The organism is Paenibacillus sp. R-74696, assembly GCF_055814915.1.
The window spans coordinates 260,570-286,994 of the sequence record NZ_JBPULM010000046.1; the positions used below are offsets into that span (position 1 = coordinate 260,570).

17 protein-coding genes are annotated in these 26,425 nt (G+C 47.9%); 4 read left to right on the forward strand and 13 right to left on the reverse strand.

Annotation, left to right across the window (positions count from 1 at the left end; genetic code table 11):
- The first annotated feature begins 19 nt into the window (after positions 1-19).
- The 3 genes from ACSR9A_RS25725 (at position 20) to ACSR9A_RS25735 (ending at position 2,614) form a co-directional block, all read left to right on the forward strand.
- Positions 20-991 carry a type I phosphomannose isomerase catalytic subunit gene (locus ACSR9A_RS25725; protein ID WP_341278946.1) on the forward strand — a complete coding sequence of 324 codons (972 nt, stop codon included), beginning with the start codon at positions 20-22 and terminating at the stop codon, positions 989-991.
- Between the two features lie 183 nt (positions 992-1,174).
- Complete coding sequence (locus ACSR9A_RS25730) at positions 1,175-2,167, forward strand: hypothetical protein (protein WP_473760659.1); 993 nt, start codon at positions 1,175-1,177, stop codon at positions 2,165-2,167.
- 24 nt (positions 2,168-2,191) lie between these two features.
- Complete coding sequence (locus ACSR9A_RS25735; protein WP_473760661.1) at positions 2,192-2,614, forward strand: DUF1801 domain-containing protein; 423 nt, start codon at positions 2,192-2,194, stop codon at positions 2,612-2,614.
- A gap of 16 nt (positions 2,615-2,630) precedes the next feature.
- Here ACSR9A_RS25735 and ACSR9A_RS25740 read toward each other — a convergent pair whose 3' ends face one another.
- The 7 genes from ACSR9A_RS25740 to ACSR9A_RS25770 all read right to left on the reverse strand — a co-directional run bounded on the left by ACSR9A_RS25740 (position 2,631) and on the right by ACSR9A_RS25770 (position 9,235).
- A complete protein-coding gene (locus tag ACSR9A_RS25740; protein ID WP_473760663.1) occupies positions 2,631-2,930 on the reverse strand; it encodes a MazG nucleotide pyrophosphohydrolase domain-containing protein in 300 nt (99 codons plus the stop codon).
- A gap of 27 nt (positions 2,931-2,957) precedes the next feature.
- A complete protein-coding gene (locus ACSR9A_RS25745) occupies positions 2,958-3,554 on the reverse strand; it encodes an MSMEG_1061 family FMN-dependent PPOX-type flavoprotein (protein WP_473760664.1) in 597 nt (198 codons plus the stop codon).
- A 73-nt stretch (positions 3,555-3,627) separates the two neighbouring features.
- Positions 3,628-4,290, reverse strand: a complete 663-nt coding sequence (locus ACSR9A_RS25750; RefSeq protein WP_473761260.1) for an MOSC domain-containing protein — start codon at positions 4,288-4,290, stop codon at positions 3,628-3,630.
- A 207-nt stretch (positions 4,291-4,497) separates the two neighbouring features.
- Entirely contained in the window at positions 4,498-5,409 is a 912-nt protein-coding gene (gene rocF / locus ACSR9A_RS25755) for an arginase (protein ID WP_473760667.1), read from the reverse strand.
- A 50-nt stretch (positions 5,410-5,459) separates the two neighbouring features.
- The gene (pruA, locus tag ACSR9A_RS25760; protein ID WP_473760669.1) at positions 5,460-7,010 is read right to left on the reverse strand and encodes an L-glutamate gamma-semialdehyde dehydrogenase; all 1,551 of its coding nucleotides are present in this window, start codon (positions 7,008-7,010) and stop codon (positions 5,460-5,462) included.
- A 63-nt stretch (positions 7,011-7,073) separates the two neighbouring features.
- A complete protein-coding gene (locus ACSR9A_RS25765) occupies positions 7,074-8,270 on the reverse strand; it encodes an ornithine--oxo-acid transaminase (protein WP_473760671.1) in 1,197 nt (398 codons plus the stop codon).
- Positions 8,271-8,317: 47 nt separating this feature from the next.
- Positions 8,318-9,235: a proline dehydrogenase family protein gene (locus ACSR9A_RS25770; protein ID WP_473760673.1), complete on the reverse strand. Its 918-nt coding sequence runs from the start codon at positions 9,233-9,235 to the stop codon at positions 8,318-8,320.
- Positions 9,236-9,528: 293 nt separating this feature from the next.
- On the opposite strand from ACSR9A_RS25770, the gene ACSR9A_RS25775 reads away from it, so the two are divergent.
- Positions 9,529-9,930 carry a VOC family protein gene (locus ACSR9A_RS25775; RefSeq protein WP_473760676.1) on the forward strand — a complete coding sequence of 134 codons (402 nt, stop codon included), beginning with the start codon at positions 9,529-9,531 and terminating at the stop codon, positions 9,928-9,930.
- A gap of 195 nt (positions 9,931-10,125) precedes the next feature.
- Here ACSR9A_RS25775 and ACSR9A_RS25780 read toward each other — a convergent pair whose 3' ends face one another.
- The 6 genes from ACSR9A_RS25780 to ACSR9A_RS25805 all read right to left on the reverse strand — a co-directional run bounded on the left by ACSR9A_RS25780 (position 10,126) and on the right by ACSR9A_RS25805 (position 26,397).
- Positions 10,126-10,860, reverse strand: a complete 735-nt coding sequence (locus tag ACSR9A_RS25780; RefSeq protein WP_473760678.1) for an IclR family transcriptional regulator — start codon at positions 10,858-10,860, stop codon at positions 10,126-10,128.
- A 145-nt stretch (positions 10,861-11,005) separates the two neighbouring features.
- Entirely contained in the window at positions 11,006-12,820 is a 1,815-nt protein-coding gene (locus ACSR9A_RS25785; RefSeq protein WP_341278958.1) for a B12-binding domain-containing radical SAM protein, read from the reverse strand.
- Between the two features lie 159 nt (positions 12,821-12,979).
- On the reverse strand, positions 12,980-14,521 hold the full coding sequence (locus ACSR9A_RS25790) for a stalk domain-containing protein (RefSeq protein ID WP_473760681.1): 1,542 nt from the start codon (positions 14,519-14,521) through the stop codon (positions 12,980-12,982).
- A 192-nt stretch (positions 14,522-14,713) separates the two neighbouring features.
- Positions 14,714-15,100, reverse strand: coding sequence for a hypothetical protein (locus ACSR9A_RS25795; RefSeq protein WP_473760683.1), 387 nt, complete (start codon positions 15,098-15,100; stop codon positions 14,714-14,716).
- Positions 15,101-15,483: 383 nt separating this feature from the next.
- Positions 15,484-16,278, reverse strand: a complete 795-nt coding sequence (locus ACSR9A_RS25800) for a hypothetical protein (RefSeq protein ID WP_473760684.1) — start codon at positions 16,276-16,278, stop codon at positions 15,484-15,486.
- An 81-nt stretch (positions 16,279-16,359) separates the two neighbouring features.
- Complete coding sequence (locus ACSR9A_RS25805; RefSeq protein WP_473760686.1) at positions 16,360-26,397, reverse strand: polymorphic toxin-type HINT domain-containing protein; 10,038 nt, start codon at positions 26,395-26,397, stop codon at positions 16,360-16,362.
- Positions 26,398-26,425: the final 28 nt, after the last annotated feature.

Below are 26,425 nucleotides of genomic sequence, written 5' to 3' on the forward strand. Positions count from 1 at the left end.
CTTAGGGAGAGATACTGTAATGACTAAACCATACCCACTGCAATTTCAACCAGAGATGAAGGAACGTATTTGGGGTGGCCGTGCGCTTGAGCAGTTTGGCCTTACGCTGCCGGAAGGCTCGATTGGCGAAGGCTGGATGATCGGCGACCACCCGAACGGCACAACGAAGGTTATTAATGGCGAGCTTGCTGGCAAAGGCCTCGACGAAATTCGCGAAGCTTATGGCCGCGAGTGGTTCGGCACGAAAGGCTTTTCGGAGAAAAATGGCCGCTTCCCGCTGCTCATCAAGCTGCTGGATTGCAATGACGACCTGTCGATTCAGGTTCACCCGACCGACACCTACGAAGGCTTGCCTGAAGGCGAGCTTGGCAAAACCGAAATGTGGTACATTCTTGATGCCAAGCCAGGCGCTACGATTATTTACGGCTTGAAGGACGGCGTTGACCGTGCAGCTATGGAAGCCGCAATTGCCGAAGGGCGCATCATGGATACGCTGCAGGAGGTTCCGGTTCAAGCAGGCGATGCCTTCTACATTCCGGCAGGAACCGTTCATGCTTTGTGCGCTGGCGTAGTCGTTGCCGAAATTCAGCAAAATTCCGATACGACCTACCGCCTCTATGATTATGACCGTCTTGGTCTTGATGGCGAGCTGCGCGACCTGCATATCGAGGACTCCCTGAACGTCATTGCTTATGACGGCGCAGGCGCAAGCCGCATGACAACAGACGGCGTTGCTGATGGCCAGTGGCTGACGATTGCCTCATCTCCTTATTTTATTGTCGAAAAAGGAATCATCCGCTCCGCAGCAGCCTATGAAACGCCTGCGACAAGCTTCGTCATCTTGATCGTTGCCGAAGGCAGCGGCAAGCTGAAATGGGCAGACGGCGAGCTCGCTCTCGCAGCAGGCCAAGCCTATTTGCTTCCAGCAAGCCTTGGCGGCTATGAGCTGGACGGCAGCCTGACCGTGATCCGCAGCGTAGTGCCTGCGTAAAGCTTTTTTCGAGGCAGTAACATAAATGACAGGAACATAAATGAATGGTAAACAGGGATGCGACCTTCTTGCATCCCTGTTTTATTTGTAACGAGCATATCGGAGCATGCGTTTACATTCTATGATCATGTATAATTTATAGGGAGACTCACTTTAAATATAAGAGAGGTGTCACCTATTCACGTGGGAGAAAATAATGATAGGTTCGCTGGGCTGCATGCATTTATTAAGCATGGCGGATTCCTCGAAATACCGGAAAACGCACATTTCACCTTTCACGAGCTGTTAACGGCCTGCCAGGCTAGTGTTAAAAGCGAGCAAGGTACGATATTGGAATTTGAATTTCACCACTACGACTTATCCTTAATCTATGTTCATGGCCAATATTATGGCTCGCTTATCGATTTCAAAAAACTGGCCCAAATCAAGAACTCTCATCAAATGGCAATACAGGGTGACATCCATTTTTGGCATGATTTTGAGCATTATGCGGCCCAGCATCATTTGACTATCCGCACATGCACACAAACCAAAAACAGCAGGAAAGCCATACTCGACAACGGCTTGCGGCTAACTTTTCATTATTCCAAAACCCATGACGATTTCCTTATAAGCGAAATAACAAGCCGATTCAGGAACAAACGAATCATCAATGCTACACTCTCAGCCCCCTCTTACATGGAGATGGAGCGTATAGATTTTACGATCCTCCATTATTTGAGGCAGCAAGGTTTCTTCAATTTGCCGGCCCATAAAAACAGTAATTTCAATGATTTGTTGCTGAAATGCAGCAGCAAGGAAAGCCATAGCGCCATAACCGGCACCATCCTAGGCTTTGAATTTAAAAACTGGCTTTTGGAAATTTTTTATAATGATAATCAGGAGCTTATCGGGGAAAATCTTAAATTCATAAACCGCAGCTCCCACAGCAGCAAAGAAGAAATCATAAAGAATTGCGAGATTCATTTTTGGGAAAGCTTTAAGCTTTATGCACAGCAAAATGATCTGCAGATCACCGAAATTTGCAAGGACCACGATACGATCATTGCTTTTCTGAATACGGGGGCTAATTTGCATTTTCAGTATCGGGAGGAATTTGGCGACTACTTGATTAGTGTGCTCGAGGGGGATGGGACCTCATTCAGAGAATCCTATAGACGTATTTATAACCACTAGATTAGTGATTGGAGGCATTTCAACATGTATGAGCTGAAAACGAAGGAAACCGAAAACAGCGTCATCGCATTTATTGAAGAGGTCGAAAATATGAAGAAACGGGAAGACGCCTATAAGCTGCTCGACCTCTTTACAGAAACAACGGGGCTTCCCGCAAAAATGTGGGGGCCGAGCATTATCGGCTTCGGATCGTATCACTACAAATATGAATCGGGACATGCCGGCGAGGCACCTCTAGTTGGCTTTTCACCAAGAAAAGCCAAGATCAGCCTGTATTTTGCCACAGGCGACACGCAGCGAGAGGTGCTGCTGCAGCAGCTCGGAAAGCATACAGCCGGCAAGGCATGCGTCTACATCAATAAGATCGCCGACATTGATACGGAAGTCTTAAAGGCGCTAATTCACCAGTCTGTCCAGTTTCTTAAGGACACTTATCCAAATTCCTAAACATACAGGACTCCCCTTACCAAGTACGGGTTTTGTTGATTTCCATCTTTTTCGCAAAAGCCTGCTCCAAGTCAATATCCAGCTTATTGGCAAGGTCGCAAATATTCCACACGATATCGTACATTTCCAAGCCTAGACGATCTTTGATTTCTTCCTTTTTCTCATGGTCGGGGTGGTAGGAAAGATGCAGCAGCTCCTTCACCGTCTCCCCAACCTCCGTAACTAGATAAAGCGCCCTTTGCTCAACGGTTGACTCGTCAAACCCGTGAGCAGTGCTGAATTCCTTCACATGCTTTTGCATTTCTGATAATTGCATAACTGTACCTGCCTTTGTAGTCTGAGATTATTTATTAATCGGGAAGCCGTTGATTTCCAGATGGGCCTTGAACAAATCTTGAACGGATGGCAGCTGTTCCTTGGAAGGCCACTGCTCATGCGTCCATAAGCCGGCCTGCTTGAACGCCCGTGGGCAGTGGATAAAGCATTCCTCGACTTCAACGACAACGGCAAGGCCGCTCGTCTTGCCCTTCCACTCCATGCTGCTGATAAACGCAACATTCCGGGTAAGGCTCGCGCGCCCATTCACACGCAGCACTTCCTCCATCCCTGGTATAATAAAAATCATTCCGATTTGCGGGTTTTCAATCACATTCAGCAACGAGTCAATTCTTCTATTGCCCGGACGATCCGGAAATGCAATTTGCTTCTCATTAAGCACCTTAACAAAACCGGCCTCATCTCCGCGTGGGGAAACATCGCCTACACCAGATGCATTCGAGGTCGCTAGAAAAAAGAGCGGCGACATCGCCAAATAATTGGCCGCATGCGAATCAATAATGGAAATGGTTTTTTTCACGACGGCTTCAGAAGGCTCTGTCATCATGCTTTTCAGCTCTTCCGCGCTCGTCACTCTATCTTCCTGCCATAATAAATTTGTCATTTGGGTATGCCTCCTTGTATTTGAATTCCTTTGTTATATAAGCTGAGTATTCCTATCACGCTGCGATTACAGCTTAATCAGCTTCCTTATTCGCTGCTCGGCCCGTCAGTCGCTCCGCTGTATCCGTCTCTAGTCCGGCCAAACGTTTCACGAAAGTCGCTCTCCAACTGCCGGACAGCTCCTGCGCCGCAAGCAGCCGCTCCATGGCCTCCCGATTTGTTTTCTCCACATGCATAATTTGATTGGCGTAAGAAATCGACAACGCTGCCGGATGCTTGCTCATACAAATCAGCGAGTCCGAAGGCGAAACGACACCTTCCTGCAGCACGCGAAAATAAAACCCGGTATAGCCGGTCTGCTGCACCTGCAGCGGAAGCTCTGGCAAGCCGTATTTGACCGACAGCTTGAAGCAGGGCTGGCGTGGCTGGCTTACCTGCACAATTGCCGTCCCAAGCTGGAACGTATCGCCAATATGGATATTTTCCTCAACGATACCCTGGGTCGTGAGATTTTCGCCAAAGGCGCCAAAGCCCATCCTCAGCCCCTGCGTCTCCCAATAAGCATAATGCTCAAAAGGATACACGCACACCGCCTTATCTTCCCCGCCATGATGGACCAGGTCCGCTTGACCGTCTCCTTCGAAGCAGACAGCTGTCAGCTTGATTGCCTCCTGCACAGGTTGCTTATGAATGCCAGTTAGAACCTCTTTCTTCAAATAGGGTACCTGCTGCGGCATCCCAATATTGATCGACTTAATTAAACCCGCCACCACTATGCTTCCCTCCTGTTTACTGATCAGACGCCGATGCCCGGACCAGCAACGCGGCATAGCCGAGCATCAGCATCCATATCTATCACTTTAATCCTATAAAAGATATAATCCATTCCTTTCATTATGGACGGTTCAGCACATAATTTCCAGTTAAATTGGCAAACCGCCTCGCTACATAATCTGCTCGCCGAAAACAGAACCGATCAGCTCAACGGCTGTACGGGCCGTTCTGTTGCGATTATCAAGCACCGGATTCACCTCAACAAACTCAGCGGATACTAGCCGTTTGGATTCGGCCAGCATCTCCATCGCGAGATGGCTTTCCCGATAGCTCACCCCGCCGATTACAGGCGTTCCGACACCAGGGGCATCGTTTGGATCAAGGCCGTCCAAATCAAAGCTCAAATGAACGCCATCTGCCGCCGCAAGCCGGCCAAGCGCTTCCTCCATCACCTGATCCATGCCTCGCCGATCAATATCCTGCATCGTATAAACGCGAACGCCAAGCTCGCGCAGCAAAGCCTTCTCACCCGGATCAATGGAGCGCGCTCCGATAATGACGACATCCTCCGGCCGGATCGGATCGCGTCTGCCGCCTCCTACTCCAAGCAGGCGACGGCTGCCATAGCCTAGACTAACCGCCAGCGACATCCCGTGAATATTGCCCGACGGCGTTGTGTCCGCTGTATTGGCATCACAGTGAGCGTCGAACCATAATACGCCCAGGCGCGGGACATGGCGCTGCACCCCTTTTATCGTGCCAATGGCAATGCTGTGGTCGCCGCCCAAAACAAGCGGAAACCGCCCTTTCCCCAGCTCCTCCGCTGTTTTATCCGCCAGCTTGCTATTGACCCTTACGAGCTCATCTACGTATTTCAGCTTCTCGCCCGGCTCAGGACGGGATGCTGGACGGCGCACAGCCAGATCGCCCAAATCATGTACGATATAGCCGAGCTGCTCCAGCTTCTGTTCAATACCCGCACAGCGAATCGCACTTGGGCCCATATCGACGCCGCGGCGGTCTGCACCCAGATCAATCGGAACGCCGATAATTGAAATATCCGTTTGACTAACAGGCAGCATAAGCCATCCTCCTTTACCTGCTGGACTTGCTTCGCATACGCTTCAGCTTTTTACAGCTGCTCCGAAATCAGCTTAAGCTGTGTAAATTGCAGCAAATAATCCGGGCCACCGGCTTTGGAATCCGTTCCCGACATATTGAAGCCGCCGAAAGGATGGACACCTACGATGGCTCCTGTACATTTTCGATTAAAATAAAGATTGCCGACATGGAACTGCTCGCGCGCCAGCTCCAGCTTAACGCGGTTCGTTGAAAATACCGCACCTGTGAGCCCATATTCCGTATGATTGGCAATGGCAAGCGCCTCCTCATAGGAAGAAGCTTTGCAGAAGCCGAGCACAGGGCCAAAAACCTCCTCCTGCATCAGAACAGCATCGGGTTTGAGATCAGCAATAATCGTTGGCTGGATGAAATAGCCGTCGCCTTCCGCCTTTTTCCCTCCGGTCACTAGCCGCCCTTCCTTGCTGCCCGTTTCGATATATTCGAAAATTTTGCGATAAGCGTTCAAATCAATGACCGGCCCCGTATAGTTGCTAAAGTCTACTGTATTGCCGACTGTCAGCGCCTCCGTCAGCTCCGTGCAGCGTTCCAATACCGCGTCATACACAGCCTCGTGGACGATGGCCCGAGAGCAGGCCGAGCATTTTTGCCCGGAAAAGCTGAATGCCGAAGCGACAATCGCTTGTGCCGCCGCCTCCAAATCTGCTTCGCTATCGACGACAATGGCGTCTTTGCCGCCCAGCTCGCCGACAAAGCGTTTAAGCCAAATTTGGCCTGGCGATGTTTTCGCTGACAGCTCGAATATTCTAAGTCCGACTTCCCGCGAACCTGTGAAGGAAATGAAGCGCGTTAGCGGATGCGTCACGAGCAAATCGCCAATTTCCGCCCCGCTACCCGGCAAAAACTGGACGACACCCGGCGGCATCCCCGCCTGCTCCAGCACTTCGACGAACTTATAGGCGATGACAGGCGTCGTGCTCGCAGGTTTAAGCACAACAGTGTTACCCGCTACTACAGCTGCGGTCGTCATGCCCGCCATAATCGCCAGCGGAAAGTTCCACGGCGGAATGACGACACCGACGCCAAGCGGAATATATTGCAGATCGTTATTTTCGCCGCGCCGAACGACCAGCTTCCTCGCTGCCGTTTCACTCATCTCCAGCATTTGCCGGGCGTAATATTCGAGAAAATCAATCGCTTCCGCCGTATCGGCGTCTGCTTCGCTCCGCGTTTTGCCCGCCTCAATCATGAGCCAGGCGTTAAACTCATGCTTGCGGCGGCGCAAAATTGCCGCGGACTTAAACAGCAATCTCGCCCGATGCGCCACAGGCACCTTGGACCACGACCTAAACGTTTCATAAGCGCTCGCTATCGCCTGCTCCGCTTGCTTTGCATTCGCCTTCGATACCCGCCCTACGACCTCGCTCGTGCTGGAAGGATTAATGGAGCCTTGCATTTCCTCTGTAATGACCCTGCTGCCGCCAATAATAAGCGGATAAACATGATCCAGCTGCTGCTGTACTTGACTAATTGCTGCTGCAAGCGCCTTGCTGTTCGCCTCAATCGCAAAATCGGTAAATGGCTCCGGTACATAACTAATCATAGGAGAGCTCCACCCTTCTATTAGTCAAATGAATGAAACATAACGGAATGAAACGGGATGATTTTATAGAGTTTGAAAAACACCAGCAATACGCTCGGCTGCCCATGCAAGCTCGTCTTCAGAAATGATAAGCGGCGGCGCGAGCCGAATTACTTTTTCATGCGTCTCCTTGCATAGCAAGCCAGCTTCCTTCAGCTTCTCACAGTACGGACGCGCCGCTCCTCTCAGCTCGATTGCAATAAACAGCCCCCTGCCGCGCACCTCCACGATATCTGGATGCTTGATCAAGCGCAGCTTGCTCAGCAGCTCCTCGCCCAGCGTTAGCGATCTGTCCGCTAGGCGCTCATCCTCGGTTACACGGAGCGATGCGACAGCTACGGCGCTCGCCAGCGGATTGCCGCCAAACGTCGAGCCATGCGAGCCCGGCTCAAACACCCCCAGGACGCTGCTGTCCGCCGCCACCGCTGACACAGGCAGCACGCCGCCGCCAAGCGCTTTGCCCAAAATGTAAACATCTGGCGTGACCTCTTCCCAATCACAGGCGAAGCGCTTGCCCGTGCGGCCAAAGCCTGTCTGTATCTCATCGGCCATCAGCAGCACCTGATGCTGCTTGCACAAAGCGGCAGCCTTACGCAAATAGCCGTCTGGCGGGATGACGATGCCCGCCTCCCCTTGAATCGGCTCGACGAGAAAGGCGGCCGTATTCGGAGATATCGCCGCTTCCAGCGCCGCAATATCCCCATAGGGAATTAGGGTGAAGCCCGGCGTAAACGGGCCAAAATCTTCCCGATACGAGGGTTCGGAGGAGAAAGACGTAACGGTCAGAGTCCGACCGTGAAAATTACCGGCGCACACAATAATATCCGCTTGGCCCGCCGAAATGCCTTTTACCCGGTAGCCGTATCTGCGGGCTGCCTTCACCGCCGTCTCTACCGCTTCTACTCCTGTATTCATCGGAAGCAGCATATTTTTGCCCGTCAATTCCGTCAGCAGCGCAAGCAATTCCCCAAGCGGCTCATTATAAAAAGCTCGCGACGTCAGCGTGACCAGATCTGCTTGCTTCTTCAGGGCTTCAATAATGCGCGGATGCCGATGCCCTTGATTAAGCGCTGAATACCCGCTAAGCATATCCATGTAACGTTTTCCATCCGGGTCCTCGACCCATACGCCCTCCGCCTTAGCGATTACAATCGGCAGCGGGTGATAATTATGTGCGCCAAGCCGCTCAGTCTGCTCAATCGTATTGGCCTTCTCCTTCATCCCCATCCCTCTTTCCCGCCTGAAGGCTATTTCTTTTTCAGCCCAGCTTATCGTTTGAACATGGATTTGAGCACAAAAGAGACATTTTCCGGCCGTTCGGCCAGCCGCCGCATAAAATAGCCGTACCAATCCGTTCCGTACGGCACATAGGTACGCACCTTGTAGCCCTCCTCCGCGAGCTGCTGCTGGAGCGCCGTGCGAATGCCATACAGCATTTGAAATTCAAATCGCTCCACCTTGATCTCCTGCTCCTTGACGTAGCCCTTCACCCATTCAATAATCGCAGCATCATGGGTTGCAACAGCGGCATAATGGCCGTTGTCCAGCTGCTTTTTAATGATATGGATAAAATGGCGATCCACATCCGCTTTGTCAGGGAAGGCGACCTCCGGCGGCTCCTTGTAGGCTCCTTTTACCAAGCGGTAGTTTGGCTTCAGCACGCGCAGCCGCTCCATGTCCGCTTCAGTTTTGAATAAATAGGCCTGCAGGACAATGCCGATATGATGGCCGAACTCAGCGCGCAGCTGCTCATACATTTGGATCGACGGCTCATTGCGAGCATAATCCTCCATATCGATGCGCACAAAGCTGTTCAAGCGCTTCGCCTCCGACACGATCGTTCTCATAAGGCTGAGGCATAGCGGATAGGAAATATCCAGCCCCAGCTGCGTCAGCTTTACCGATACGTTGGCGGAAGCACCCGCGCTGGCAATGGCTTGCAGCCCTTTCACAACCTCTTCGGCGGCTTCCTTCGCCTCCGGCTCGCTTCGGGTAAATTCGCCCAAATGGTCAAGCGTAACGAGAAGTCCGCTTTCGTTAAGCGCCGCTACCTTGATCATTGCTGCTGCAAGCGTCTCACCCGCTACAAAACGTTCCGCCCCAAGGCGAAGCCCAAAGCGCAACGCCATCCGATTAGCTATACGGTTTTTGGACAAATAGAGCAGCATATCACGCATGACCGCCATGCGATTCCCTCCTTCTAGGCTTTGCCCCGCTATTTCATTTCCTCTTCAAAGGCAGCAAACTCCGACCATGGATAGCCGCATTATGCTTATGAAATAAGATATGAATGCAGACAGGCACTAAATCCATCCTCACAGCAAAAGCTTGATGAATATTGGGTCGCTTCGTCCACTTATGGGCATCCAGCCCAATCGCTTATGAGGAGGGACAACGAGAGGTAGCCTTGATTCGCTTCTGCTGCCAGAAGTAGAGTATAGTAGGAGTGGTTAAAAATATATTACTGGAGGCTACACTCATGTCACAGGAGATTTGGATTAACCTGCCGGTCAAAGATGTTGAGAGGTCAACTGCCTTTTTCAATGAGATTGGATTCCATGCGGTGAGCGTTGGTACCGAGAGAGCCAAGCTTGCCATAGGCCAAACAACGATTTTGCTGTTCCCGGATGCGGTGTTTGAGAAATTTACAGGTTCAAAAAAAGCAGATACTTCCCATAGCGCAGAAGTCATATTTTCTATTAGTGCTGCAAGCAGAGAAGAAGTGGATGCTTTTATTCAAAAAGTGGAGCTTGCTGGAGGAAGCATCTTTAGCAAGCCGAGTGAAAATGACGGCTGGATGTACGGCGCAGCCTTTGCCGACCTGGACGGTCACCGCTGGAACCTGCTGTACATGGATGAGAGCAAAATGCCGAAACGCTAATCGAGAAACGCCGGTCACCCGCTTAAGGTCACCGGCGTTTTTTGCGCCCTGTATAGACCGGCTTCCCATTGCTGTGCCGAGTCTACCCTTTATTTTTCAGTTTAATCCTTCATTTACTTTTGACAATTGGAAAAAGAGGGCTAGGAAACCGGCGGACAAACGCCTCCCCTAAAATAACAACAACGACTAGTAGACTTAACCGCCAATCGTTGTCGTAATTTCGTGAGCACCCTGTATAACCTGCTTGCTGAGATCAACCAAACGCTCCTCTGTCAGCTGGGATGCCATGACGCCAACCCCAAGTGCTCCAACTACTTTTCGCCCAAAGCCGATAATCGGGGCAGCAATCGCCGCCGTGCCTTCCGTAAGCTCGCCGTAGCTGACCGCATATCCCGCCTTCTTAATACCGGGCAAAGACGATAGCAGCTGCTTGCGCTTCTCTGGGTCATCCATCAGCCGAATCAAGATCGCTTCCGCCTCAACCAGCTTCATATTGGCCAACATCACTTTGTTATTTGCACCGATATGCATCGCAATCCGCTCTCCCAAGCTTTCTACAACCCGGAGCTTCACCTTACTGTCTACTTTATCGACCACTATTGAAAACATGCCATAGGGGATGCTTAGGAAAACCGCTTCTTTCAATTCATCCGCCAGACGTTCCATGATCGGCCGTGCGGCCGTGCGCAAATCCATCTGCTCCAGCTGCTGCAAGCCCACCTCCATCCACTTAGGCCCCAGCCGATAGCGCTTCGTCTCGGGAAGCTGAACAATCAGCTCATGCTTCACCAGCGTACTAATTAGTCTGTGCGTCGTACTTAGCGGCAAGTCCACCCGTTCCGAAATATCAGATATCGCCCAGCCAGTGCGGCTGTGATCAGACATGAGAAGCTGAATAATTTGCATCGCGCGATCAATAGATTGAACCAATAGTATCCCTCATTTAACAGTCTGATTGCTTTTTCGTCAAAACCTAACATGCAATCATCACTTTACGATTAATATAGGTGGCAACATTTTGTTTGTCAATAAAAAAAAGCAGTCCACGTCACTTTAAGTGACATGAACTGCGTTTTTACGCGGTTACCGCATCATGATGCAGCTTCAACATATACGGCTTAGGCGTTGGCTTGCTGCTACCAGCCTCCATGGCATACAGAACGACGAGCAGCGTATGCGTATTTTTCTGAATCGAGCCATCCGCCAAATACGCCTCCAGATCAAATGGCAGCCGTTCGATAACGGCATGCTTATGCAGCTCCTTCTCCGACATGCCGAGCGCCGCAAACGATTCCGACACCTTCTCCGGGCGTTCGACGAGACTGCGCATATGGCTTCCCCATACCGCTTTGTCCATCGTGAACTCCCACCACGTTTTGCGCGGCTTATATTTATGGTTGAGGAAATAATCGTATTTCATCAGCCCCATAATCACATCCATATCCGGACCAGCTTCGCCAGCCGCTTGCTGCTCATGCTTGTAGCTGTTCAGGAACGACCATAGCCGGGAAAATAAATCCTCCAGCTGATGACCGATTTTCTGCCAGCCCCGCTCCTCCCAATAGTCGCCAAAGTCCTGGAAGAAATCGAACGGCGACGGAAAAACCTGCTCTACCAAATACATAAGCGTGCGATCCATCCGGTGCGCATTCCAATATTTCTCCAGCACGTCCTCGACCCGCTTCATGCGCACAATGTCGCCGAACGGCATCAGGTCATTGCCGAGCATTTCATAAGGTGCACGGTCCATGTAGATGTAGCCCCATTTGTCGGCGTCATTGCGCAGCCCGGTGCCGCGCAGCATTTTCAGAAAGCCGAGCTGCATTTCTTCAGGCCCGAGCGCAAATACATCGTTGAAGGTGCCTTTGAACGTATCGTAGTTTTCCAGCGGCAATCCAGCGATTAAGTCGAGATGCTGGTCGATCTTGCCCGATTCCTTCACCTTCGTCACCGTCCGCACGAGCTTGGACCAGTTCTGTCTGCGCTGAACCGCCTCATTCGTCGGATCGTTCGTTGACTGCACGCCAATTTCGAAGCGGAACACGCCTGGAGGCGCATGCTCAGCCAAATAGTCGAGCACCTCGGGGCGCATAATGTCTGCCGTAATTTCAAATTGGAAGACACAGCCATTGTGATTTTCGATCAAAAATTGAAAAATCTCCAGCGCGTAATCCCGCTTAATATTAAACGTGCGATCGACGAATTTAATCAGCTTCGCTCCGGCATCAATCAAATACAAAATATCCGCCTTCGTCCGCTCCTTGTCAAAATAACGCACGCCTACCTCGATGCTGGAGAGGCAGAACTGGCAGCTGAACGGACAGCCCCGGCTCGTCTCAAAATAAACAACGCGGCTGGCCAAATGCGGCACATCCTCGGCAAACCGGTGCGGCGACGGCAGCGTTGCCAGATCCAGCTTCGGACGGCCCGGATTAACTAACGCTTCAATATAGCCCTCGCGCTGCTTGCGATAGGCGAGCCCAAACACCATATGGTACTTGCCCGCGCCCTCGATCTCGGTCAGCAGGTGATGGAACGTCTCCTCGCCTTCGCCGACGACAATAAAATCAACCTCGGGAATGCGCTCCATCCAATGATCGGTGTCGTAGCTTACTTCCGGTCCGCCGAGTATGATTTTCACCTGTGGACTGACCTTGCGCAGCATATTGATAACCGTAATCGTCTCTTCAATGTTCCAAATATAGCAGGAGAAGCCGACTACATCAGGCTGGCGTGAGTAAATATCCGACACAATGTTCATCACGGGATCTTTAATCGTGTATTCGGCAATATCGATATCGAATTGCTCGCCGCTGTAGGCTTTAAGACAGCGCAGCGCAAGCGATGTGTGAATAAATTTTGCGTTTAATGTGGAAAGTACAACCTTCATCTCGTTACCTCGCTCATTGTTTTGTCACTATTGTCTATCATTGTACTACAAATGAGGGCTCCCGCACAAAAGAAAAGGCTGCTGGTGGTCGCTTACGCTCCCGCCAACAGCCTGATGAGTTAACCAAAAGATTAAGAAGAATGATTTAGGTAATAAGTGCTAGTCTTTCATGCTAATATAAAGCTGGTCTTTCAGTTGCATGTCGAGAACCGGGAAGCGAACCTTCCACTTATTGTCCGCAAGCGCCGTCACTTCATTTTCTGCAAAGCCACGCGGCTGGAAGCCGAATGTACGGTCGAAGGAAATGATAACTTGAATCGTCTCGCCCGGAAGCATGCGGTTCAGCTCATGACCTAGGTTAATGGCCCAGCTGCGAATATCGTTAGCGGAAGAACCGCCATAATACGTGTAAAAGCGCGGATCAATATCAGCTGTAAGCACGATCCAGCCCTGCGAATCCCGCTTCACTTCCCAATTGCTGAAGTCTGCTGTGCCATCGCCTGTCGATACGGAGCCAAATTCTTTCTTCATTAGCGATGTGATTGTTTCCATCGAAGCTCCTTTCAGCGTATCCGGCAAAATCGCTGGCAGGAACTTCACGTCCTCCTGCGGGCTTTCCGGCAGCAAGCCCATCAGCAGGCTCGCGTGGGCAACCGATACAGCAAAGTTCAAATCCGCTTGCGAAGTATAGCCCGCGGTCGTAATGCCGACCAGATCGCCGTATTCATCGAATAGCGCTCCGCCGGAGCTGCCGTGGTCGATTGGCGCACTTGTCTGGATATAAGTGAGGCCATCTTCGTATGAAATGTTACTTACGAGACCGTCAGATACCGTGTTCTGGATACCGAGCGGACTGCCGATGGCAACGACTTTATCGCCTTTCTCCGGAACCGTATAGCCTACGCTCACTGGCTCCAAATACAGCGACTCATCCGTCTGAATAATCGCAAGGTCTGAGCTAGGGCGGTTCACAACGACACCTTGAACCTTGTATTCATCGCCATAGATCGACGTAATCGTTGCCGAGCTCGCATCCTCAATGACGTGATTGTTAGTCAGAATCCAACGATCGCCAATAACGACGCCGCTGCCAAGCGCTTTATTCGTTGTGATCAGCACGACGCTTTCGTCGTTTTGCTCAACAATTTCCTTAGGCGTCAGCTTTGCACGGTCATCCTCAGGCGTCTCCTCGTACTCCTCGTAAGCCTCTGCCCATTGCTGTTCTATGGAAGTAATGCGAACGGCTTGCGCCGCGTTATCCCATTTCACCTTGGCGCCAAGCGCCTCGGCCACGAAACGGGTCGGTACGAAGGTGGTGCCATTTTTCACGGCAGGGGCTGCATCAAGCTTAACGGTGTTGCCGTCAACAACCGCTTCTTTCTTGCCTACGGTCAGCGATACCGTCGTTGTGTTTTTGCGTACGATAATCGTCTGCGTCTTCTCCACCCAAGTGATGGAAGCGCCCAGCGCCGTGAAAATCTGACGCATCGGCACGAACGTCACGCCGCTTTTTACATAAGGAGCAGCCGGAAGCGAAAGCTTGCTGCCGTCAATATAGACTTTAATAGCCTGCGTCGTAGACGCTGCTGTCGTAACAGCGCTTGCAGCATAAGCCGTCGAAGTCGTACCAGCCAGCGGCGACAGCAGCAAGCCAGTAACGAGCAACGGAGCTAGCAGCGTTTTTGCTAGTTTTGTTTTCACGTATGTATTTCCTCCAAATTTTTGTCGATTACCTGGGGCGTTTTTAATGATAGATTGAGTCCCGTCCGCAAATGATAGAGACACCAAAAGAAAGGCGGAACCTAGCCAAACAGATACTCTCATGGTACCATTTTCTGTTGTTGGTTGTCTATTGGAATGGAGATTGCACTGTACTCTATTTGTTGTCCTGAATCAAAGGGTATCTGTCATTTTCCTAATCTGAATATCAATTAATTCAGAGAATGCATTAAAACCAAAAAACACTTGAACATCCGTGATAAAATAGAAGTTTTTTAAAATACGATATTCTCCAATATGAACCGATATATGCTTTTCACCTACAATCTCCCCTAAAACTACATTTTTATAAAAACCATTCGTTTCATCGATCTTCAGATCTGACCAGTCTTGCTTATTACTTGCAAATTGTAAAACTTCATTCATTTGTGTACCCAATGGAAATTGGGACAATTTTCTTTTTCTTATTTCTTCTTCTGAAAATGCTAGTGGATTTATTAAACCTCTAATACCTTCAAAAAGTACAATTAGTACTAAAATAACGACTGATGTTAAAATCATTTTTTTTATTCTACCCACCAACCTTTTTATAATTTTTCTAGGGCGTGTCTGAAAACTCATCATTAGATCAATTTGAAATTGGAAGCTATGTACATATTACGCGAGGAACGACTTGTCGTAACGAGTCGCAACACCGAGAAAGTGTTTGATTTTATTGAAAAGCACTCAACCAAGTAACGTTCTTTGTACCGATATCAATCGACATTCCATCAATATTGACTATTCGCTTTAGGTGAAATATAGTTTTCAGATACGCCCTAGTTAAAAAACTTGAGGCTTCCCCCAGGGTTCAATTCTTAACCACTTGCAAAACTTCATAAATTGGTGCAACGGGTAATACTACATATTTAAATAGGACAATTCACATATCATCAAATTCCCCTTCATTTAATATCATATATCGCCATAACATTCTCAAACGGATCGGACTTATTTGCTAATAAAACTAAAATTTTCGATTCGCTAAGATACCTAACATTTCTAAAAAAATAAGGTCTTTTCGCATCCAACTTTCCTATTATTTTTTTTTCGGAATATAACTCAAGAAAATCATCATAATTACACAAAAAAACAAATTCATTAAAATAAATAACTTCCCTATTCAAAGAGACTGGTACGTCCATTTTTTTTATATTTCCTGAATAATACCTTAATACCGCCCCTTCTTGTTTAAAGACAATTCCTATAGACATATTATAATATTGAACAGATATATTTCTAGAATATTTCCATATACCAAAAAAAATCGAATATTTTAATTGAACATATTCCTCTGATAATAGGTTTAACTTGAAGCTGTCTAAGCAAATAGAAAATAACGAACCTGAAAAAGTGCTTAATATAATTTCTTTGTCAGCCCAATAAAATATATCAGTAAATATTAATTCAGAATAATACTTATCAATATTTATTGTGTTAATCTCGAATAGGTCATTCAGCAATACGAAACAGTTACCATCTTCACAATAAAACAACACATTCGTATGTTTTTCATTAGAAAATGTTTTATCGATAATAAAGCCATCAAATATTTCAACTTTCTTTATATCCACTAAATTTCGGTTTAGAAACCTTATTCCATTATAACTATCATTTATTATAATAAACTCACCCAAATAATCTGCAAAATATAGTTGATAGTCAACAACAAAATATTCATATAATTTTTCGAGTTTCAAGTACTCACCTCTCATGATTTATTGAGTCAAGGGGGTTATATCAACATGACTCACACCCTTGACTCTAATGTCTCATTAGTTTTATTTTATTATTTTTGCAATGCTTTTATCAGAATCTGCTTCATCATAATTTATTTTTCCCGTTACTGGGTCAGCTGTACCAATATGTTTCTTTCCTGTTTTATCAAAAACTTCAATATGGGCTGCTTCACCTTTATGGGAATTTGATGTATCCCTATAATAGTAGTACTTTCCATCTGTATAGATTTGTGCATTCCCATACATTTTCCCTGTACGTTTGTAATTTGAGCCTGCTAAGAAAGTCTCATTATCTTTTGGATGTCGATTCTCTGCAATATAAGCTGGAGTACAACCCTGCGTATTATGCACCCAAATTCCCAAATCAGTAACATAATACGTATGGAAGTCCATAACCGTAAAGTTATAAACCGTAATAGGCTCATCCAGTTTAACAAACTCAACCTTATCAATCGTTAGGTTGCTTCCGTCAGCCTTTTGGAGTTTATCGCCCACTTGAAGTTCATCTGCGAAAACCCAACCTTTTCCCTCCACCCAAAAAGGATGATTGTCAGTCGTCTCAATGATCTGCTCCCCAACATGTAGCTTAATAATATCATCACGTTGGTTGCGGTACAATTGCGTAACTTCTTTGTAAGCAAGCGCCCCATCCGGGTTATTTTCATCTTTGGCGAGGACCCTATCTCCGACTTCAATGTCTTCGATATTCTTCTCCCCTTCGTCTGTCAAAACCTTGGTTCCCGCTGTAAAGCAGTTACATCCGGTGCCTTTCTGTACTATTTCTCCCTTCTTATTTATGTAAACTGGGGAGGTTTTAGTTACTCCGATTTTGATTCCACCAATTGTAATCAGATTTGTTGCTGCCACTATCGGATCATGCTGTGCATTATAATAGTCATTCGCATCGGAAAATGACATATTAACTTTACTAGTTTTGAAGGATATTTGAAAAACAGCAACCAGAGAGTCACTTACAGCATGTGAACTATCTATTTTCTTCAAATCCGCTATGCTCAAGAGATTCCCATTTTCTTCATCAGCTTGATTCTTATACATAGTATCCAAAATGTAAATAGCTTCTGCTGTCGTGTATTGCCTATCCTTTGAATTTTTGCTGTTTGGTTCTCCACTGTATTTAATTATATCTTTTACGACGATTGATTCTTGTTCTGAGAGCTTGTAAGAAAATTGATTACTAGATGGAGCATAGGCTGATATAAACGAAGTACGATTATTTTTCGTTAAAGAGGTCGTAATTTCCGTCCTACCAATCGTTGTTGTGACACTCGTTTTTGTCAGGCTATCAAAAGATGTATTTCCAATCTGCACGGTGATTGGTGCGCTTGCTGTAATCCCCACACTATTAATGACAGAGGTCCACTGCGTAGCGCTCATTCCCCCTAGTCCTGTTTTACCTTTAGCACTAGCTGCTGCTGCTGAAAGAACAGTTGAAATAGCACTACTTTGAAATTCTAAGGGACTTATCACCGTTTTATCGCTCGAAATGGGAAGTTCTCTAATTCGCTTTGCTTCAGCCTCAATGGCTTTCTTTTCTTCTTTTGATGTAGTGGCATAATACTGATTCGTTAATGCTATAATTTGTCCCTGTGCTACTACATTAAGTACGTTATCCTCTTGCTTCCAATGCCCCGTCGGGTCCCAATAAATCAACGGATTATTGAGCACATACGTATACCGATTCAGCGACAACGGCTCATTCGCCCGCCCTTTATACGTATCCTCGGATATAAACCGTCCCACATACGGATCATAATAACGCGCCCGCAGGTAATACAAGCCAACTTCCGCATCGTAAAACTCTCCCGAGTAGCGAATCGTGCTTTCATACAGCTCAATTGTCAGCGTCGGGCTACCGAATACATCGTAGTCATATTGGTTCTCGATTGTTCCCTGCTCATCCACTGTCTGCACAACGTCCCCATGGCCGTTGAACAGGAAATACGACAGCTTGTCCGCCTGGTCGATTCGGGCGATATAGTTAATGCCCTTCACATAGCGCACACTGACCGCGTCTGCTTTATCCGTCTCCAAAATCACGTATTGACGATCATACAAGTAGTTCGTGACTTGCTCTGCGTAGCCGTCGGCCGAGCTGCGTACCGTTTTCTGCGTCCGAAGATCGTCCCCATCATACGCGTATTCAACGGTCGAGCGCTCTCCGCCCTGAACATTGATCGCTTGCGTCAGACGGTTGAACCCGTCAAAGGTGTTGTTCACCTTCTCCAGCAGGCTGCTTATTTCTTTGGTCTGCTCATCCCCGTAAGGATTCGCTCCGGTTACCTGGTTCATCCCTCGGCTGTGTGGACGCAAATAGCTGGTCTGTTGACGCACTTCATTCCCGTTGTTATCAAACAGCGAGATGACCTTCTTCTCCAGCACCTCTTCGCCCGCCGCATCCTTCATTTGCTCCGTCAACTGCAGTAGCTCGTTCGCATTCGAATATAGATATTCGCTGCGCTTCACGATATACGTCAGCTCCGCTTTGTTAATCGGATCGGTATAGCCCGTCGGCTGCTCCGACGTATACGTCTCCAGCATCGACTCCCGATTGCCGCTGCGGTCATACGTGAAGACCGTCGTTTTGCCCGGGGCTTCCGCTTTTACGATGCGGCCGACCTCGTCATACCCGTAATTCGTCGCACCGTAGCTGTCCGTTTTCGTCAGCTGGTTGCCCGACAAGTCATACGTATAGCTGTATTCGGATATTACGGCACCGTCCGCCTTCGTATTGATCAGCTTCAACAGTTGGCTGTTGCGGTCGAACGTGTAGCTTTCCTTCACTCCGCCCGCGTAAGCAATAGACGTACGGTTCCCGTTCTCATCGTAGCTATAGGATGTCGTCTTCCCTTGTGCCGTTACGGTACTCATTCGGCTCGATTTGTCATACGTGTAGCTGGTCATAAAGCCTGTTTTATCCTTCAAGCTCTTCACATTACCTACCGCATCATACGTATACGTGAGCTGGGTCTTTCCGTCCTTCACAACTTCCAGCAAACGATTATTGCCATCATAAGCATAGCTGCTTTGACCGCTACCATCGTTCATGGAAGCACGGTTACCAACTTCATCATACGTATACTGAATCCGATCCTCGGTTTCAGCCACTGCTTTTTCAACCAGCAGTCCCCGATTGTCATAGTTATATCGCGTGTGGTTGCCATTGCGATCCGTTAGCTCTGCGGTTTGCAGCGCCAGATCGTAGCGGTAGGACATCGCTTGATTGGACGGGTTAATGACCTGCGTCACCAGACTAAATGCCCCATAGCGATAGCGAGTGACTTTCCCTCTGCCATCCGTCATATCTAGCTGGTTGCCGAGTAAATCGTAACCATAGGTGACGCTGACGCCAAGCGGATCAGTTACGCTCAGCAAGCGTCCCGCTTGATCATAGGCATACGTATGGGTAACCCCAAGCGCATTCGTGTCAGAGATTCGATCTCCTGCCGCATTGTATTGATACTTATTCATTTTATTTTGCAACGCGGCTTCTGGCTCTGCCTGAGCAATCAGGCGGTTCGCCAAGTCATAGCTGTACACCGTTCCGTACCGCTGCGCATCCGCCGCTGCCGATGCATAGCCTTTGGCATCGATGACTTTAATGAGATTGTCTGCTGCATCATAAACATTACGCGTCACAATGATGTTGTACGGGTCTTTAACCGTCAACAGACGGTTAAGCTTATCGTACGCATAGGTCATGCGATGGCCGCTCGCATTCGCTTCGGCTATTTTGTTACCTGCCAAGTCATAGCTGAAGGTCGCCTTATGCCCTTCTCCATCGGTTACGGCTGCTACACGGTTAAGCTCGTCATAGGTATACTTCGTCACAAAACCGCGCTCATTTGTTTCTTCCGCTACATTCCCATTCTCATCATATGCAAAACGTTTGACCGCATCCTTTCCGTTCACCTTGCGGCTCGTCTGCACCAGGCGATTCATCGCATCATACGTATGGGTTGTCGTGTATTGGCTTCTGCCCGCTGTATCTGTTGAAGCAAACATAAAGGCTCTCGGATCTAGCTCTTTCACCACATTGCCGAGCACATCATACACATATCCCGTTATGATTTGCAGCTTACCCGGATTTTCCTTATCTTGCAGAAGCTCTAAATGAGCCGAGCTATCTAAATAAATATGCTCCGCATCCACCAGCTTCACGCTTTGCGTCACTCTGTCCTGACTGTCGTACACGAACCGTTCTACATCATAAACCGATGTATTACGAAGCGTTGCCGTCTCGGTCACATTGCCGTTCTTATCGTATTCATGAACCGTCAATGCCCCGCTGTTGTCCGATTCACTTTTCAATAAGTTGTTCAGGTAATAGGCATAGGTTTTCTCCCGTAAAAAAGCTTCATTCTTCGAGCTGCTAAGGCTCTCTTTAATGAGGTTGCCAGCCGCGTCGTAAGCGTAGCTTTCTACGGCGTACACAACATTGCCGCTGCTATCTTGCTCCAATGGCTTTTTCGTTTCAATCAGCTTCTTGTTCGCATCGTAGGCATACAGCGAAATGCTTCCTCGCTTATCTTTAAGCGACACCAGTTTGCCTGTAAGATCATATTTCGACTCCGTACGCTGAAGCAGCGCATCCGTCACTAGCTTCACTTGCCCAAAGGCATTATACGCTGTCGTCATCTTATGGCCGAGCTGATTTGTCTCAGCAGTCACACGTCCCAATTTGTCATATTCATAGGACGTCTCTCCGCCATCGGCGTAGGTGATCGAGCGAACTAAGCGGTCTGGGTAATAGGCATAGGCCGTTACCATCCCTCTCGCATCCGTCGATTTCGTTACATTGCCAAGCACATCATAAACAAACGTAGTCGCATGCTGCAGCGCATCCGTCTGCTTGATCAATTGGCCTAACCCATCATAAACATAGCTCATGCCCAGAGATGCTGCTATGTCTCCTGTATACTGCAAGCCATCTACCGTTTTGCTTATTCGACCGTTCACATCGTAGGCAATGTATTCCATTCCCTTGCCTTCTGGCGAGGTCGTAGAGGTAAGCCGATTCATCGCATCATACGTATACGATAAGCCCTTCATGGACTTGGCTGTGCCATCACGATCCAGAGAAGCCGTATACTGATTCGGCAAAATCTCCTTGATTACATTGCCGTTCACATCATAGAGATAACGGGTAACGGCTTCCGTTCCATCCGCTGCCGGCAGCTTTTTGCGAATAACCCGATCCAGCTCATCATAGTCATAGCGAGTAGCCAGACCGAGCGGATTTTTTTCTTCCTCTAAATTTCCCTTCTCATCATAGGTATAGGTGGTTGCTGCTCCAAGCGGATCGATTTGCTTCACGATTCGGTTATCCAAGTCGTAAGCCAGCTTGGTTACATAACCTTTTGGGTCTGTCTGGCTCACAACATTGCCGGACTTGTCGTAGGCATACAACGTTGTCGCCAGCACACGATCGTAGTAGGTATCATCTACCCCGGCATCCGCAAGCTCAGCCTGCACAAGCTCATCCATTTTCACCAAGAGCGACTCCGAAAGCTTACGTAATCGAACATCATACGCATAACGCGTGATGTCATAGTCGCCGCTCGCTACCTTCGTCCGCTTCAGCGTTATATTGCCAGCCTCGTCATACTGCTGCAGCGTTTCCCGGCCATTTGGCCCGCTAACGCTAAGCACACGCCCCGCTTTATCGTAGCTATTCGTGATTTTATCGCCAGCAGATGTCTTGGTTCCTTCTCCGCCAGACTTCGGCTGTTTATAGCTGAAGGTTTCACTGCTGAGCAGACGATTCGCTTCATCATACTGATGCTCCGTCAGCTTATATTGAGTCGAAGTCGAATTAGAAGAGATGTAAGCTTGCTCAGCCACTAGATTGCTGCTGGAATCATAGCGATAATAAGAGGCTTGCCCTGCCTGATCCACCTTCTCGATTAATTCACCTTTATCAGAATACGACATGCTTTCCACGGTTCCATCTGGATGCTCCATCCGGTAAGGCTTCTCAAACACATTGTTCCTTACGGTCGTCACATTGCCGTTCTGATCCTTCTTGCTAATTAGCGTCTTGCCCGTAAGATCATAATTATAGCTTTCCTTGCTGCCATCCGGATAAGCCTTCTCCTTCAACAGCCCATTTAAATAATAGCTGTACGACGTTTTGCGCCCCAAGGCATCCGTTTCTGAAATGACTTTTCCCAATGCATCATACACATATTGATTGGTGTAATGCGATGTGCCTTTGCTCTCATTGTCCGCGCCAGTCTGCGCAGAAATAACAGCAATGACTCTATCATTTGCATCATATTGATAGACATTTCCACTGGATTGCGTTGGCTTTGCCGCCTGATAGCCTTCGCCCTTCCCTTCCTTAATGACGTTGCCGCGCTCATCATATTGCTTAAACATCACAACCTCTTTGACTTTTCCGTCAAAGGAGCTGGCGGTTGTCATACGGTTCAGCGCATCATATTCATAAAGCATTCCTGGCGCTTCATCCAGAGGCAAGGCAGAGTATCTGCCGTCACTTTCTTTGACAACCTTGCCATTTGCATCATAAGCATATCGGCTTCGATTGCCGAGAGCATCGCTCTTCGTGGTCATCCGGCCAAGCCCGTCATAGGTCATCGTTTGCGTAAGGTCAGTTCCTTGGACCTTTAGTGTTTCTGTTAAAAGCTGGCCAAGCTTGTCATAGCGATACACGGTACGTTTTCCATTGGCCTTGCCGCCGTAAGGCTCCGCCTTCTCGATGACCTGATTGCGGTAATTATACGTGAATAATATCGTATCGTAGCCGTCTCCACTCCATACCTGCTGCTTGATGACATTGCCAGCAAGATCCCGTTCATACAGCACGCGATAGCTTCCATGCTCTTCTGTTTCACTACCATTTTTCTCTTTAAAAACGCCCTCTTCCTTCGTCACCTGACCAGCAAAATTATAGGTGAACAGCTGCTGCTTAAAGCTGGTTTCAGCTGCATCCGTATAATACGTCCCGGTGAGCTTGTTGCCGTTAAGATCGTAGGCATACCGAACATGCGCCGTTCTCGATCCATCAAGCTTGGCGTATTCATCCGTCACCCGGTTCATCGCATCATAGGTGTAGCTTACATCGCTAGCTACGACACCCGCCGTTCCCGTTAATTTGCCCATTCTTGTTCGAATCGGATTTCCTGCTAAATCATAATCATGGCGGGTATACGTATAGTCTGTTTCACCCTTCGTATAAATACGCTGCTCCGCTGCGCGTCCAAGAGCATCATAAATAACCTCCGTAACCTTTTTCCCCGGATCTTGCTGGAGCTTTAATTGATCAAGCGCATTGTAGGCATATGCAGTCTCATTGCCTAACGCATCCTTCTTCTCTATTAACCGCCCCATATTATCGTAGCTGTAAGCTGTCAAACCATTTTTGCCATCGGTTTCACGCAGCAAATTACCCATAAAATCATATTCATAGCTAGTGGTATACACTTGCTTGTGATCTGGCGTCGTCTCGACCTTAACCGGACGATTCAACAAGTCATAATAGAACGTAGTTGAATAACCCTCTTCATTCGTCAAAACAACGATAAGCGGGGCAGCGCTATTGCCCGTGTACTTATATTGAAGCGTCAGCTCCCCTTTATTGACCTTATCCTGTTCATAAGAGGAACGTTTAGTAAGGCGGAAATTGCTGTCATATTCAAGGCGGAAGCTATTGCCGTTCGCATCGACTTCCTTCGTTTTTAATCCGAGAGCATCGTACTCATAAGCTTGTATAACAAGCCACTCTCCGCTGTCCTCCACAGCCGCCTTAAGCAGATTCCCCATGATGTCATATTCATATTGGAATCGATTTTTATTCGGATCGGTATATTGAATGCTTAAATTAGCGTAAGGATTTTCGACATAGCTGTAGCCTTTTACGCCTTTATCCGGCTCGGTCGTTTGAGTAACCCGTCCCAGCTTGTCATAGGTATAACTTGTTTTTTCCTTATTAGGATTAACGTCAAGCTTGCGGTTGCCCGTATTAAAGTCATACGCATACGATTTGGCTGCAATCTCGCCATCTGCGCTGCCATATTGTTTGGTTACATAGGCACCCAACATATCCTTGCCGCTCGCATCCACACCATATTCGAACTGGGTTACGAAGCTTTGTCCCCCAGCGCTTGATGCCTGGCGCGTCATATTGCCGTACGAGTCATATTGATAGTCCGTCACGGTCCAGCTATCCTCTGACTGGGCATTCATCTTTGTTTCCCTTGTCACGTTTCCTTTCGAGTCAATCGCATACAGGATTTGGCTTACCGAATTTTCATCCTTCTTCCATGTCTTTGATGCCAATACATGAAACTTGTCATAGGCATACGCATAAACAACCAAATGATCATTGTTTACGGGATAGCCCTGACTATCTCGCTCTGCTTCTGGCCCCGTATAATTCGTTAGGTTGCCATATTCATCGTATCGATAGTTTTCAACGCGCTTAACAGGCGTTTCATTCGATTGACCATTCGTTGTCTGGTAAATCAACGTTTCCTGCTTTTTCACCAGCTTCAGCTCGTCGCGCTCGCTCGATACGACCTCCTTGTGATCCTTCCCGGTATTTTCGGTCAAAATCAGCTGATGCAAGCCATCAAAGGTATATTTCATTTTATTGCCGATTGCATCGGTCGTTTCCGTGTAATAGCGAAACTTATCCTTCAAATACGTATGGTCATTTGGGTTATAGTTATCGGTTTTGTAGCCATCAGCCTCATTCGTATAGCTGTATACGGTTTTATTTTTCACCTCGGTGGTGAAACGATCCTCAAACTTGGCTTTGGAGGCATCGTAATCCTTCTTAATCAGCTCGCGCTTCTCAAAAATTTTACGGTACTGCATGCTGCCCTCGCTGAGGCTCTTCGTAAACGTATTATAGATGTAGCGAGTGATATGATTGGTAGGAACATAATCCACCTGCATTAAATTTTCATAGCGATTGTAGACGCCATAATTGGTGCCATTTACAAACGTAAAGCCAAGCTCAGGCTGCTCATACCAAAAATGATATTTCGGGCTGCCGTCCACATCAAATACGCGCTGCAGTCTTGTCCGCACCACATGCTTGGTATCATTGACCAGCACAGCCGATTTGTCATACACGAGCTTATTGTCTCCAGGCAGGTTGACGATAACCTGAAACTGCCCTTGCAGGTCGCCGGAATCCACATTATTCGGATTTTGAGTGGCTTTGTAGGTTTCATTTTTCCCATGCGTCTGGTTCGTGATTGCTCCTACTTTAAATTGATCATTTTCTTTATAATCGATGGTCGTAATACGCCCAACGGTATCGACGATTTTGGAAATCAATTTTTTATGCGTCGTTTTGCCATCTACGGTATAGTCTAGTAGCTTGTGCTGGAACGTAATCGTATTGCCATAACGATCGACAATGCCGAGAATCGCCCCATCTTCTGCAAAATAGGTTTTTTTGCCTTCCTTATCGGTCATCACATATTTGGAGCTGCCATCCGTTTGCCCATTGTTAAACTCCGTCGTTTCACGAATGACGACATCCTTTACCGTCTGACCTTCCGGCAGCATGACGGGAAGACCATCCTGCGAAGCATTTTTCAAACGGTAAGTATCGCCGCTCTCGGTATGTAGAAACTTATGGCTCGTGCCATCTTCATTTTTGCGAATTTCCATGCCAGGGAACGAGAAACGCATCCCAATCCCCAAATTATATCGATCCTCGTAAAAAGAAGACGATTCATCCACTGGCTCCACATAGTCTACCCATGCGCCATTGACATACTTGACATTCATTTGTTGCACATTGGAAATGCCGCTTTGATAAATCCGTTTAATTTCTAAATTCAAACCATTGCGCCCAGGGAGCACATAATCGGTCTGCGTCAGACTCAGCTCTCCGCTTTGTGGATTTATGTATTCGGCGCTTTTGTTGTTGTTCAAATAAACAGGGGACAGCATCGTATTGTAATTTTTCTGCGGTCCTATTAAATTGTTCAACTGCTCTTCCAATGTTTCCGCATAGGCTAATTGAGCAGGAAGCATAGATATAAATAAGATAAATAAGGACGTCTTAAGCCAACGTTTCACCCTTGCACCTCCAAGAAGTTTAACTGCA

Coding starts and splice junctions, on each gene's coding strand:
- ACSR9A_RS25775 (WP_473760676.1), top strand. CDS start 9,529: ATGTCACAGGAGATTTGGATTAACCTGCCGGTCAAAGATGTTGAGAGG.
- rocF (WP_473760667.1), bottom strand. CDS start 5,409: ATGCTGCCTGTTAGTCAAACGGATATTTCAATTATCGGCGTTCCGATT.
- ACSR9A_RS25725 (WP_341278946.1), top strand. CDS start 20: ATGACTAAACCATACCCACTGCAATTTCAACCAGAGATGAAGGAACGT.
- ACSR9A_RS25785 (WP_341278958.1), bottom strand. CDS start 12,820: ATGAAGGTTGTACTTTCCACATTAAACGCAAAATTTATTCACACATCG.
- ACSR9A_RS25745 (WP_473760664.1), bottom strand. CDS start 3,554: ATGACAAATTTATTATGGCAGGAAGATAGAGTGACGAGCGCGGAAGAG.
- ACSR9A_RS25795 (WP_473760683.1), bottom strand. CDS start 15,100: ATGATTTTAACATCAGTCGTTATTTTAGTACTAATTGTACTTTTTGAA.
- ACSR9A_RS25750 (WP_473761260.1), bottom strand. CDS start 4,290: ATGCCGCAGCAGGTACCCTATTTGAAGAAAGAGGTTCTAACTGGCATT.
- pruA (WP_473760669.1), bottom strand. CDS start 7,010: ATGATTAGTTATGTACCGGAGCCATTTACCGATTTTGCGATTGAGGCG.
- ACSR9A_RS25765 (WP_473760671.1), bottom strand. CDS start 8,270: ATGAAGGAGAAGGCCAATACGATTGAGCAGACTGAGCGGCTTGGCGCA.
- ACSR9A_RS25735 (WP_473760661.1), top strand. CDS start 2,192: ATGTATGAGCTGAAAACGAAGGAAACCGAAAACAGCGTCATCGCATTT.
- ACSR9A_RS25770 (WP_473760673.1), bottom strand. CDS start 9,235: ATGGCGGTCATGCGTGATATGCTGCTCTATTTGTCCAAAAACCGTATA.
- ACSR9A_RS25740 (WP_473760663.1), bottom strand. CDS start 2,930: ATGCAATTATCAGAAATGCAAAAGCATGTGAAGGAATTCAGCACTGCT.